The sequence below is a fragment of the Streptomyces sp. NPDC005402 genome, from assembly GCF_040606575.1.
Classification (GTDB): Bacteria; Actinomycetota; Actinomycetes; order Streptomycetales; family Streptomycetaceae; genus Streptomyces.
Genome location: NZ_JBEXFB010000008.1, coordinates 348,562 through 360,450, shown reverse-complemented (window position 1 = coordinate 360,450; position 11,889 = coordinate 348,562). Strand labels below are relative to the sequence as shown.

The 11,889-nt window shown below is 70.2% G+C and carries 10 protein-coding genes; 8 read left to right on the top strand and 2 right to left on the bottom strand.

The features are described from left to right. The first annotated feature begins 180 nt into the window (after window positions 1-180). Window positions 181-1,809, top strand: a complete 1,629-nt coding sequence (locus ABZT02_RS18735; RefSeq protein WP_356019000.1) for a thiamine pyrophosphate-binding protein — start codon at window positions 181-183, stop codon at window positions 1,807-1,809. 41 nt (window positions 1,810-1,850) lie between these two features. Here the strand turns inward: ABZT02_RS18735 and ABZT02_RS18730 are convergent, their stop codons facing one another. Continuing rightward, window positions 1,851-2,603: a MerR family transcriptional regulator gene (locus tag ABZT02_RS18730; protein WP_356018999.1), complete on the bottom strand. Its 753-nt coding sequence runs from the start codon at window positions 2,601-2,603 to the stop codon at window positions 1,851-1,853. Window positions 2,604-2,824: 221 nt separating this feature from the next. On the opposite strand from ABZT02_RS18730, the gene ABZT02_RS18725 reads away from it, so the two are divergent. From ABZT02_RS18725 to ABZT02_RS18705, 5 genes are all read left to right on the top strand, one after another. Next, window positions 2,825-4,291 (top strand): amino acid permease, encoded by a 1,467-nt coding sequence (locus ABZT02_RS18725; RefSeq protein WP_356018998.1) that lies wholly within the window; start codon window positions 2,825-2,827, stop codon window positions 4,289-4,291. Between the two features lie 47 nt (window positions 4,292-4,338). After that, entirely contained in the window at window positions 4,339-4,821 is a 483-nt protein-coding gene (locus ABZT02_RS18720) for a macro domain-containing protein (protein ID WP_356018997.1), read from the top strand. 1 nt (window position 4,822) lies between these two features. Continuing rightward, window positions 4,823-5,758 carry a PfkB family carbohydrate kinase gene (locus tag ABZT02_RS18715; protein WP_356018995.1) on the top strand — a complete coding sequence of 312 codons (936 nt, stop codon included), beginning with the start codon at window positions 4,823-4,825 and terminating at the stop codon, window positions 5,756-5,758. Further along, window positions 5,755-6,168 (top strand): hypothetical protein, encoded by a 414-nt coding sequence (locus tag ABZT02_RS18710; RefSeq protein WP_356018994.1) that lies wholly within the window; start codon window positions 5,755-5,757, stop codon window positions 6,166-6,168. The genes ABZT02_RS18715 and ABZT02_RS18710 overlap by 4 nt, the downstream gene beginning before the upstream one ends. 104 nt (window positions 6,169-6,272) lie before the next feature. Continuing rightward, entirely contained in the window at window positions 6,273-6,959 is a 687-nt protein-coding gene (locus ABZT02_RS18705) for a DUF6766 family protein (RefSeq protein WP_356018993.1), read from the top strand. 14 nt (window positions 6,960-6,973) lie between these two features. Here ABZT02_RS18705 and ABZT02_RS18700 read toward each other — a convergent pair whose 3' ends face one another. After that, window positions 6,974-8,476, bottom strand: a complete 1,503-nt coding sequence (locus ABZT02_RS18700; protein ID WP_356018992.1) for a M1 family metallopeptidase — start codon at window positions 8,474-8,476, stop codon at window positions 6,974-6,976. Between the two features lie 161 nt (window positions 8,477-8,637). On the opposite strand from ABZT02_RS18700, the gene ABZT02_RS18695 reads away from it, so the two are divergent. Continuing rightward, complete coding sequence (locus ABZT02_RS18695) at window positions 8,638-10,611, top strand: Xaa-Pro dipeptidyl-peptidase (protein WP_356018991.1); 1,974 nt, start codon at window positions 8,638-8,640, stop codon at window positions 10,609-10,611. Continuing rightward, on the top strand, window positions 10,608-11,861 hold the full coding sequence (locus ABZT02_RS18690) for a M14 family metallocarboxypeptidase (RefSeq protein WP_356018990.1): 1,254 nt from the start codon (window positions 10,608-10,610) through the stop codon (window positions 11,859-11,861). Before ABZT02_RS18695 ends, ABZT02_RS18690 begins: the two co-directional genes overlap by 4 nt. Window positions 11,862-11,889: the final 28 nt, after the last annotated feature.

Here is an 11,889-nt window from a genome sequence, read left to right as displayed (position 1 = left end):
CTGCGGCAACGCCGAGGTGGCCGCGGCCAGCCGGATGGTGTTCGCGTTCAGCCGGGACAAGGCCCTGCCGGGCTCGGCGCTCTGGCGGAAGGTCACCCTGCACCCCCCACCTCCCCGACGCTGGCCCACAAGCCGGTCACCAGGCCCCACCGCTGCCCCCTCCCCCCACGAGGAGCCACCATGGGTCACCGCCCCGCCCTCGCCGTCCTGGAAATCCTCCGCGACGAGGGCGTGGACCGCGTGTTCGGCAACCCAGGCACCACCGAACTCCCCTTCCTGGCAGCGCTCGCAGAGACAGCGGACGCGCCCGAATACGTCCTCGGCGTCCACGAGGGTTCGGTCGTGGCCATGGCCGACGGCTACGCCAGAGCCACCCACCGCCCCGCCTTCGTCAGCCTGCACATCGCAGCCGGCCTCGCCAACGGCCTCATCGGCCTCCTCAACGCCCGCCGCTCCCGTACCCCGTTGGTCGTCACGGCAGGTCAACAGGACCGCCGCCACCTCCAGCAGGACCCGATGCTCTCCGGCGACGTGATCGGCCTCGCAACGCCCGCTGTGAAGGCGACGTACGACATCCAGCACGCCCGCGACCTCCCCCTGGCCCTCCGCCGAGCCTTCGCCCTCGCTCAACGCCCGCCCGCAGGACCGGTGTTCCTCTCCATCCCCACGGACCTTCTCCAGGAGGACACGGAACTGGAGATCCCGCCCCGCACCCCCACACCCCCGCTCGGCCCGGCCCCCGGCATCGAACGAGCCGCCGTACTCCTCGGATCGGCCGCCCGCCCGGCGATCGTCGCCGGCGACGGAGTTGCCCGCGAGGACGCCCTCGGCGCGCTCGTCCGCACGGCAGAAACCTGCGGAGCCGTAGTCCACCACCAGCCCATGGCGGACGCCCTCGACTTCCCCACCACACACCCGCTGTACGCCGGCATGCTTCCGCCCCGCCACGACGCGGTCCGTGCGGCCCTCGCCCCCTACGACACCGTCCTGATCGTCGGCGCCCACGCCTTCACCCCCCACCACTACACCCCGGGCCCCGCCCTGCCCCCCGGCCTCACCGTCCTCCAACTCGACTCCGACCCGGACGAGATCGGCCACAACTTCCCCGCCGACACCGGCCTGGTCGGCGCCCTCGCCCCCTCCCTGCACCGCCTGGCCGACCTGCTCCGCGACCGCGTACCCGAACAGACCGCGAAGGCCCGCGCCCTCCGCGCCGGCGAACGCCACGCCACCGAACGCGATCGCGTCGAGTCCGCGGCCCGCGCCGACTACTCCCCGGCCCCGCTGGCTCCTTGGGCCGCAGCCCACGCCGTGGCGAGCGGCCTCCCGCCGAACGCCGTCGTCGTCGAGGAGGCCATTACCGTCGGCCTGCTGCTCCGCCGACACGTACGGCTGGAAAGCCCCGGCAGCTACACCCACACCGTCGGCGGCGGCCTCGGCTGGGGCATCGGCGCCGCCGTGGGCCGATCCCTCGCCGAACCCGACCGCCCCGTCGTGGCCGTCCTGGGCGACGGCTGCACCCTCTTCGGCCTCCAGGGCCTGTGGAGCGCGGCCCGCCAGAACACCCCCGTCCTGTTCGTGGTGATGAACAACGGCGCCTACCGCACCGTCCAGGACACGTACACGGCGATGGGCGCACAGGGCACCTGCCCCGGCACCGAACTGGGCCCGCTCGACTTCACCCGGGCCGCCCACTTCTTCGGCGTCGACGCGATCCGGGCGGACAGCGCCGATCACTTGAAGGAACTGGTGGCCGGGGCGGGCGACCTCACCGGACCGCTGCTGGTCGACGTACCCGTCCGCGTGTAGCGGCTCTGCCGTTCCCCGTCCCGGACGTCGTCCTCAACGTGTCAGGAGTCTTGGCTTATGTCCGACGCCCACCCCCGCAGTTCCTCCTTCAGGGACCGTTGAAAGGCCGTCAACAGGGCCTGCACGACGAGGGGTTCCATGTGCGCGGACAACGACTTCACGTCCTGCGCGTCGCGTTGGGCCACCTCACCGCGGAACAGCTGCGACAACTCGTGCGCGGCGGCCCGGGAGTGCTCGATGAGCACCTTCCGCGAGGCGAGGATCGCCTCCAGCGACAGCGGGACGTCGAGCAGCCGGACGCCGAGCCGGAACAGGCCCAGGTCGACGCGGTAACCGTCGCCGTCCCGCCGTACGACGTCCATCGCGGCGAGCCGCTCCAGGTCGTCGTCGCTCAGCGCCCGCCCCGCCCGCCGCCGGAGCTCCTCGCGCGTCGCCCGCTCCACGACGTCCGGCGCCCAGGAGGCCACGACCGCCCGGTGGATCGCGAGGTCGCGTGCGCTCAGGTCGGCCGGCAGCTGCTGCATGTACCGCTCGATCGCGGCCAGCGTCATCCCTTGATGCTGGAGCTCCTCGATCAGCGCGAGCCGTGCGAGGTGCTCGCGGCCGTAATGACCGACCCGGCGCGGACCGATCACCGGCGGCGGAAGCAACCCTCGCGTGCCGTAGAAACGGACCGTGCGGACCGTGACCCCGGCCCGCGCGGCCAGCTCGTCGACGGTGAGGGTCGGCTCGTCTGCGTCGGCGTGGTCGCTGTCGGCATCCGCCTCGGTGTCGGGGGAGGGGTCGGTCGTCATGTGCAGCAGTATCGCTGTCTCACCACTGCTGTGACACCCGATCGGCAGCCCTGTTCCGATCATGTGAGAGGGCTCCCTCTGTGAGGTCCGCCACCGCGTGCGGAGCCGATTCCGGGGAAGGTGACCCCTCGGCCTGTGCCTTTCACCAAGAGGTACGGGCCGACGCACGTCCGGACACCCGAGCGGAACCCGCTGGGGCGCACCAGAGAGTGGTACCACCTGTGAGCAAGGACGCCCTGCAATCGGCACAGGCCGCCCCCCGCACCGACGCGGCCCGGATGCCCGCCGACGCGGGCGACGCCGGCTACAGCAAGGACCTCAAGGCCCGCCACGTCAACATGATCGCCATCGGCGGCGCGATCGGCACCGGCCTCTTCCTGGGCGCCGGAGGACGCCTCCACACCGCGGGCCCGGCGCTGGCGCTGGCCTACCTGGTCTGTGGGGTCTTCGCCTTCTTCGTCGTCCGTGCGCTGGGCGAACTGGTCCTCTACCGCCCCTCCTCGGGCTCCTTCGTGTCGTACGCGCGCGAGTTCCTCGGTGAGAAGGGCGCGTACATCGCCGGCTGGATGTACTTCCTGAACTGGTCGACGACCGGCATCGCCGACATCACCGCGATCGCGCTCTACACGCACTACTGGAGCCTGTTCACCGACATCCCGCAGTGGACGCTGGCCCTGATCGCGCTGGCCGTGGTCCTCGCCGTGAACCTGATCTCGGTGAAGATCTTCGGCGAGATGGAGTTCTGGTTCGCGATCATCAAGGTCGCCACGCTGGTCGGCTTCATGCTGATCGGCATCTTCCTGCTGGCGACCCAGCACGAGGTGGGCGGTCGGACGCCCGGCGCGTCGGTGATCTCGGACAACGGCGGCGTCTTCCCGCACGGTCTGATGCCGGTCGTCCTCGTCATGCAGGGCGTGATCTTCGCGTACGCCGCGCTGGAGCTGGTCGGTGTCGCGGCGGGGGAGACGGCGGAGCCGCAGAAGGTCGTCCCGCGCGCGGTGAACTCGATCATGTGGCGGGTGGCCCTGTTCTACGTGGGCTCGGTCGTCCTCCTGGCCCTCCTCCTGCCGGGCTCGGTCTACTCGGCCGACGAGAGCCCCTTCGTCACGGTCCTGTCCAAGATCGGGGTTCCGGCGGCCGGTGACGTGATGAACCTGGTCGTCCTGACGGCGGCGATGTCCTCGCTGAACTCGGGTCTGTACTCCACGGGCCGCATCCTGCGCTCGATGGCGACGGCGGGCTCGGCCCCGAAGTTCACGGCCCGTATGAACCGCAGCCAGGTCCCCTACGGCGGCATCCTGCTGACCTGCGCGGTCTGCGTCCTCGGCGTGGTCCTGAACTACCTCATGCCGAGCCAGGCCTTCGAGATCGTGCTGAACGTCGCTTCCCTCGGCGTCATCAGCACCTGGGTCATCATCATGGTCTGCCACCTGGTCTTCGTCCGCCGCGCACGGTCGGGCCTGGTCACCCGCCCCTCCTTCCGCCTGCCCTTCAGCCCGGTCACCGAGATCACCACGATCGCCTTCCTGCTGGCCTGCCTGGGCATGATGTGGAACGACCCCGAGGTCGGCCGCAAGACGCTCCTGCTCATCCCGGTGATCGCGGTACTCCTGGTGGGCGGCTGGTTCGGCATCCGCCGCAGGGTGGAGCGGCCGACGGACCGCGAACTGACCGATCTCGCGGACTGACGAGACGCCCGCATTGCATTGTCAGTGCTGCCCTCTACGGTGGCGTCATGGGGGAGATCAAGTACATCCGAGGCGACGCCACCGCTCCGTCGGCGAAGGGCACCAAGCTGATCGCGCATGTCTGCAACGACATCGGGGGCTGGGGCAGGGGCTTCGTCGTCGCGGTGTCGCGGCGCTGGCCCGAGCCGGAGGCTGCCTACCGCGCGTGGTACCGAGGGCGCGCGTCGAACGACTTCGGGCTGGGCGCCGCGCAGTTCGTGCAGGTCGAGCGGTATGTCTGGGTGGCCAACCTGATCGGGCAGCGGGGCATTCGGAGGGGCAGCAAAGGCGTCCCGGCCCGCTACGAGGCGATCGACGAGGCCCTGGGACGGCTGGCCGACAAGGCCGTCGAACTCGGTGCGTCCGTGCACATGCCACGGATCGGGTGTGGGTTGGCCGGTGGGAAATGGCCCCGCGTAGAGCCGTTGATCATCGAGCGGCTGGTGAAACGCGGCCTCACCGTCACCGTCTACGACCGCGGCGAGGGCTGACATGAGCCGGGACATCGACGTGCTCGTGCTCGGCGGAGCCGGGGTGGACACCATCGTGTACGTGCCCGCGCTGCCCCTGCCCTACGCCGACAGCTACATGATCGACTCCGGCATCCGCACCCGCGCGGGGCAGACCGGGGACTTCGTCGCCGTGGGCTTCGGCGCTCTCGGCATGAACACCCACCACCTCGACTTCCTCGGCGACGACCCCGAGGGCGACCTCGTCCGCACCCTGCACCGCGACCGCGGCATCGCGCTCACTGCCGTACCCCAACCCGCCGGCACCAAGCGGGCCGTCAACCTCGTCGGCCCCGACGGCAGGCGCCTGTCCCTGTACGACACCAGCCGCGCGCACGACGGCGACCGTATCCCGCCGGACACCCTGCGGCTCCTCGCCGAGGCGAGCCGTCATGTCCACGTCTCGATCACCCACCCCTGCGCCCACGCCCTCCCGCTCCTCAGGGAGACCGGCGCGACCCTTTCCACCGACCTGCACGACTGGGACGGCGAGAACCCGTACCACGAGCCGTTCGCCCTCGCGGCCGATGTGGTCTTCCTGTCCGCGGCCGCCCTCACCGACCCCGAGCGCACCGTGCGCGACATCGCCGGGCGCGGCCGCGCCGAGGTGGTCGTCGCCACGGCCGGCGCCGAGGGCGCGTACCTCCTCGCCGACGGCGAGCTGACCCACATCCCGCCGGTCCCCCCGCCCGCCCCCGTGATCGACTCCAACGGCGCCGGTGACGCCTTCGCCGCCGCCTTCCTCTTCGGCCGTCTGACCGGCGAGCCCCCGCACCGGTGCGCCCTGTACGGCGCGGTGGCCGGCGCCCACGCCTGCACCGTGCCGTCGACGGAGACGGACGCGATCACGAGGGACGCCCTCCTCGTCCGCGTGGCCGCTTTCTTGCATCGGGAGGAATCGGGTACCCGGGCCGGGTGAGAAAGCCGCACCGGATCAGCGCGCTGATACTCCTGGCCCTGCTGGGACTGGTCCTCTCGGGCTGCGGCAGCGTCGGAGAGCGCCGATCGGACGCCGAGGCCGCGGCCACCGGATTCGAGCGAAGTCTGCGCGCCCACGACCCGGCCGGCCTGTGCACCGCTCTCGCACCGGAAACCCGCAGCGAACTGGAGCAGTCCGAGAAGGCGAGCTGCGAAAAGGCGATCGCCTCCCAGGACATCCCCCTCGGCGGCATCGCCCACCGAGTGGACCTCTACGGCAGACAGGCCCGCGTCGTCCTGGACGCGGACACCCTCTTCCTCTCCCTCTTCCCAGACGGCTGGAAAGTCGTCGCCGCCGGCTGCACCCCCCGCCCCGGCCAGCCGTACCAATGCACGCTCCAGGGAGGCTGACGGCGTATGCGGACCATGTTCACGCTCTGTCTGGTCGTCGTCCTCAGCGGCCTCGTCTACTTCACTCTCATGGGGCTGATGCACCGATGACCACACGCACCCCGATGACCACACGCACCCGCGGTTTCCTGCGCGACAACGGCCTCGGTCTGGCCTTCGGCATCGGATTCCTGCTGGCCCTCGCCGGCCAGGCGATCGCGGGCTACGCGGACTTCAACAACCAGCTCACCACCGAGGGACTCGCCCAGGTCGGCGTCGGCGAATACCTCATGTCCTCCGACTTCGCCGTCGACGTGACGGAGAACTGGCAGTCGGAGTATCTCCAGTTCTTCCTCTACATCACGGCGACCGTCTGGCTCCTCCAGCGGGGCTCGCCCGAGTCGAAGGAGATGCACAAAGCCGGAACGGAGTCCGACGAGGACCAGCAGGTCGGAAGGTACGCCCACCGGAACTCCCCCCGATGGGCCGGTGCCGGCGGACTGCGCCTAGGGCTCTACTCCCACTCCCTCGGACTGGTCATGGGGGCCATCTTCGCCTTCTCCTGGCTGGCCCAGTCGATCAGCGGCGTCGCCGCCTACAACGAGGAGCAACTGCGTCAGCTCCAGGCCCCCATGAGCTGGGGCAGCTACATAGGCTCCGCGGACTTCTGGAGCCGCACCCTCCAGAACTGGCAGTCCGAACTCCTCGCGGTGGCCTCCATGGCCATCCTCTCCGTCTACCTCAGACAGCGCGGCTCGCCGGAGTCCAAGCCGGTCGGGGCGGCCCACACCTCGACGGGGGTCGAAGGATAGGCCGCCCCCGACCCCTACTCGGCGTGCACGTCGTTCGTCGCCGCGATCTTCTTCCACGACTTCGGCTGTACGGAAGCCCCCGCGGCCTCGGTGGCCTGCGCGATTGACACGCCCCGTGCCGCCGGTGCCGCCGGCTTCGACGGCTGGAACAGCCACGTGTCGAACAGCGCGGCGAGCGGCTGCCCCGAGACCTCCTCGGCGTACTTCTGGAAGTCGGCGACGGAAGCGTTGCCGTAAGCGTGCTTCTGTGGCCAGCCCTTCAGCACGGCGAAGAACGCCTCGTCGCCGATCTCGTTCCGTAGCGCCTGCAGGGCCAGCGCGCCCCGGTCGTAGACGGCGATGTCGAACTGGTTCTCCGGCCCCGGGTCACCCGGCTTCACCGTCCAGAAGGCGTCGTCCGCCGGATGCGAGGCGTACACGTAGTCGGCGAGCTCCTGCGCGGTCCCCTCGCCCTCGTGCTCGGACCACAGCCACTGCGCGTACCGCGCGAACCCCTCGTTGATCCAGATGTCCTTCCATCCGCGCACGGACACCAGGTCGCCGTACCACTGGTGGGCCAACTCGTGGACGACCACGGAGGTGTTGGAGCCGTTCGCGAACTGCCGTGGGCTGTAGAAGGGCCGGGTCTGCGTCTCCAGCGCGTACCCGGTGGTGGTGTTCGGCACGTAACCGCCGAGTGCGTCGAAGGGGTACGGTCCGAAATACGAGCTCAGCCAGTCGGCGATCTCCCCGGTCCGCTCGACGCTCGCCCGCGCGGCCCCGTAGTTGGCACCGAGGTCCTTGCTGTACGCGTTGACGACCGGAATGCCGCCGTCGGTCGTCCCGGTCGTGAGGTCGAAGCGACCGACGGCCAGGGTCGCCAGATAGGTGGCCTGCGGCTTGTCGGAGCGCCAGTTCCAGCGGGTCCAGCCGAGGCGTGAACTCGTCGACTGGAGCGTGCCGTTGGAAATGGCCTGGCTGCCGTCCGGCACCAGGACCGACACGTCGTAGGTTGCCTTGTCGAGCGGGTGGTCGTTGCTCGGGAACCACCACCAGGCCGCCTCGGGCTCGTTCGCCCCGACGCCGCCGTCGGGAGTGCGGTGCCAGCTGGTGAAGCCGTACGCCTGCTTCGACGACGGCACCCCGCTGTAACGGACCACCACGGTGACGGAACTGCCCTTGGCCAGCGGCGACTTCGGGGTGATCTCCAGCTCGTGCTCGCCGGAGGTCGTGAACGACGCCTTGGCGCCGTTGACCCGCACCTCGTTCACGTCGAGCAGAAAGTCCAGATCGAAGCGCGACAGATCCTGCGTGGTGCGCGCGAGAAGGGTCGCCGTACCCTCCAACTCGTCCGTCGTGGGCTGGTACTTCAGCCGCAGGTCGTAGTGCGAGACGTCGTATCCGCCGTTGCCGTAGTCCGGGTAATAGGGGTCGCCGATCCCCGGAGCGCCGGGGGAGAAGCCCGCCGCCGACGCCGGGATCGCCAGCATCAGGGAGGCCGCCGCGAGTGCGCCCGGTGCGATGAGTCTGCGGTGCACGAAAGCTCCAAGTCGTGGGGGGACCGAGTCTGTTCGCAGCCTATTCACCACCTGTGAGCCGGATGTGTCCACAGCCACCCCTGTCACACGATCGCCATTCGGCCGACATGGACTCAAGGGGCCCTCTTTTGTGCGGGAGTTGACCGCAGTACCGTCCGCGCATGTCGATACGCACGCGCTTCACGACCTGGAGACCGCTCACGACAGCCGCCGCGGCCACAGCCGCCCTGCTGGCGACCTTCCTCGCCCCCGCGACCGCGCAGGCACAGGCGCAGGCGACCGCGCGAGAGAGCCAACCGATCTACTCGTACGGCAACGCCGTCCGCGAGGCCGTCTGGGTGGACACCCGGCTCGACGGCGACGGTGACGGAAAGACGGACCGCGTCGCCGTCGACATCGTCCGGCCCCGCGAACCAGCCCAGCAGGGCCGCAAGGTCCCGGTCATCATGGACGCCAGCCCCTACTACTCCTGCTGCGGACGCGGCAACGAGAGCCAGCTGAAGACGTACGACGCGAACGGCGACGTCGTCCAGATGCCGCTGTTCTACGACAACTTCTTCGTGCCCCGCGGCTACGCCTTCGTCGGCGTCGACCTCGCCGGCACCAACCGCTCCGACGGCTGTGTGGACGTCGGCGGCCGCTCCGACATCCAAACGGCGAAAGCGGTGGTCGACTGGCTGAACGGCCGGGCCACTGCCTACACCAGCCGCACGGGCACAGCGAAGGCCAAGGCCACCTGGACCAACGGCAAGACGGGCATGATCGGCAAGAGCTGGGACGGCACCATCGCCAACGGCGTCGCCGCCACCGGGGTCGAGGGCCTGAAGACCATTGTCCCGATCAGCGCCATCTCCACCTGGTACGACTACTACTTCTCCAACGGCGCCCCGCTCTACGACTCCGGCCCCGACTGGCTCTCCGACTACGTCGACAGCCCCGACGCCCGCGCCAAGTGCGCCGCGGTCCAGCAGAAACTCGTCGACCAGGCGCCCCGCTCCGGCGACTGGACCCCGTTGTGGACCGAGCGCGACTATGTGAAGGACGCGCGCAAGGTCAAGGCCAGCGTCTTTCTGATCCATGGCATGCAGGACCTCAACGTCCGTCTCCAGCACGTCGGTCCGTGGTGGGACGCCCTCGCGAAGAACGGCGTGGAGCGCAAGATCTGGCTCTCCCAGACCGGTCACGTCGACCCCTTCGACTTCCGGCGCGCGCAATGGGTCGACACCCTGCACCGCTGGTTCGACCACGAACTCCTCGGCTACGACAACGGCATCGACCGCGAGCCCATGGCCGACATCGAACGCCATCCCGACCAGTGGGTCACCTCCAAGTCCTGGCCCCCGCGCGGCACTTCGACGGCCACTCTGCGCCCCGCGCAGGGTTCCCAGCCCGGCGTCGGCACCCTCGGCCTCACCAAGGCCAAGGGCACCGAGACCTTCACCGACGACCCGGCGCTGAGCGAGACCGACTGGGCCGCCCGGATCGACACGTCGACCCCCGACAAGGCGGGCTTCACCACCGGAACCCTCAGCAAGGACCTTCGCCTGTCCGGCTCCTCCAAGGTCACCGTCACGGCGAGCCCGACCACGACCACGGCCCACCTCTCCGCCGTACTCGTGGACCTCGGCCCCGACACCATCCGCGACTACGCGGCCGCGGGCGAAGGCATCGCCACCCTCACCGACCGCACCTGCTGGGGCGTCAGCACCACCGGTGACAGCGCCTGCTTCAAGGAGACCCGGGCGAAGACCGCCGCGGTCGACTACACGGTGGTCAGCCGCGGCTGGGCCGACCTGGGGAACTACGCCTCGGACCGGAAGGGCGTCCCGCTGACCCCGGGCAAGGCGTACACCATCACCCTCGACCTCGGCGCCACGGACCACGTCGTCCCGGCGGGCCACCGCCTCGCCCTGATCGTCGCGGGTACCGACAAGGACCTCATCGACCCGCCGTCCACCAGGCCCACCCTCACGATCGACCTGGCCCGCACCTCGGCCCGCGTCCCGCTGGTCGGCGGCGCGTCCGCCTTCGCGCACGCGACGAAGGGCGCCGAGACGGTCGTACCGAACGAGACGGCGGCCCTCGACGGTGTCCGGGCTCCGCGCACCGCCCACCGCGTCCCGGAGGGACGATGATCATCCGAGCGGTCACCGCAAGCGTGGCGGCGCTGGCCGCGTCCCTGGTCGCGGCACCGGTCGAAGCCACCGAGGCCCCGCCCCGCACCGGCTTCGAGAGGACAGCGGGCGCCCGCTGGACGAGCGAGTCCGAGGAACGGGACTTCCTCACACAGGTCGATCGAGCGAGCGGCCGGGTCTCCCTCGGCCGCATCGGCACGACGAAACAGGGCCGCCCCCTCCATCTCGTCCAGGTCGGCGCACGCCACGCCCCGAACAAGGTCCTGCTCGTGTGCAGCCAGCACGGCGACGAACCCTCCGGACGCGAAGCCTGTCTCACCAAGGTCCGGGATCTGGCATACGCGAAGGACGCCCGCACCCGGCGCTTCCTCGACCGCACCACCGTGCTGGTCGTGCCCACCGCCAACCCGGACGGCCGGGCCGCCGACACCCGCGGCAACAGCGATGGCGTCGACATCAACCGCGACCATCTCGCCCTGACCACCGCAGAGGCCCGCGCCATGGCGAGGGTCGTCCGCGACCGGCAACCGGACGTGATCTACGACCTGCACGAATACTCGGCCACCCCGCGCTACTACGACAAGGACCTCTTCGACCTCTGGCCCCGCAACCTCAACACCGACCGGGCCGTCCACGACGAGGCCGAGACCCTGTCCCAGGCGTATGTACGACCGGCTGCCGCAGGAGCCGGCTACTCGACCGGCACGTACGGCATCTGGACCGACCCGGTCACCGGCGACCCCGTCAAACAGGTCGCCGGTGACGGCCAGGAACGCATCCTGCGCAACATGTCGGGCATCAAGCACGCGATCGGCCTGCTGATCGAGAGCCGCGTCGAGCCCCTGACGGACACGGACGAGGCGGGCAACAACCGGCGCCGGGTGGACTCCCAACTCGTTGCTCTGAAGGGCCTGTTCCGATTCGCTGACGAGCGCCGCGGTCAGGTCGAGAAGGCCACCACCGAGGCCCGTCACCGCCTCTCCACAGGCCCCGTCTTCCTCGGCGGCGCCGACAACGACCCACCCGAACCCGCCGAGGTGATCCAGGATCCGCCCTGCGGCTACCGGCTCACCCACGCCCAGTACACGCAGGTGAAGGACGAACTCGCCCTGCACGGAGTGAGGACGAAGGGCAGCTACGTCCCGCTGCGCCAGCCGCTGCGCGCCCTCGTCCCCCTGCTCCTCGACGCACGCGCCCCGTACCACCTCGCGGCCGGGGAGCCGGTCGGAGGGCCCGACACCGGCTGCTGAATCGGTCGAGATCTGCGGCACCTGTGGT

Excerpts from the sequence above, each read along its gene's own strand:
- ABZT02_RS18735 (WP_356019000.1), top strand. The coding sequence starts at position 181 with ATGGGTCACCGCCCCGCCCTCGCCGTCCTGGAAATCCTCCGCGACGAG.
- ABZT02_RS18730 (WP_356018999.1), bottom strand. The coding sequence starts at position 2,603 with ATGACGACCGACCCCTCCCCCGACACCGAGGCGGATGCCGACAGCGAC.
- ABZT02_RS18720 (WP_356018997.1), top strand. The coding sequence starts at position 4,339 with ATGGGGGAGATCAAGTACATCCGAGGCGACGCCACCGCTCCGTCGGCG.
- ABZT02_RS18715 (WP_356018995.1), top strand. The coding sequence starts at position 4,823 with ATGAGCCGGGACATCGACGTGCTCGTGCTCGGCGGAGCCGGGGTGGAC.
- ABZT02_RS18705 (WP_356018993.1), top strand. The coding sequence starts at position 6,273 with ATGACCACACGCACCCGCGGTTTCCTGCGCGACAACGGCCTCGGTCTG.
- ABZT02_RS18695 (WP_356018991.1), top strand. The coding sequence starts at position 8,638 with ATGTCGATACGCACGCGCTTCACGACCTGGAGACCGCTCACGACAGCC.
- ABZT02_RS18690 (WP_356018990.1), top strand. The coding sequence starts at position 10,608 with ATGATCATCCGAGCGGTCACCGCAAGCGTGGCGGCGCTGGCCGCGTCC.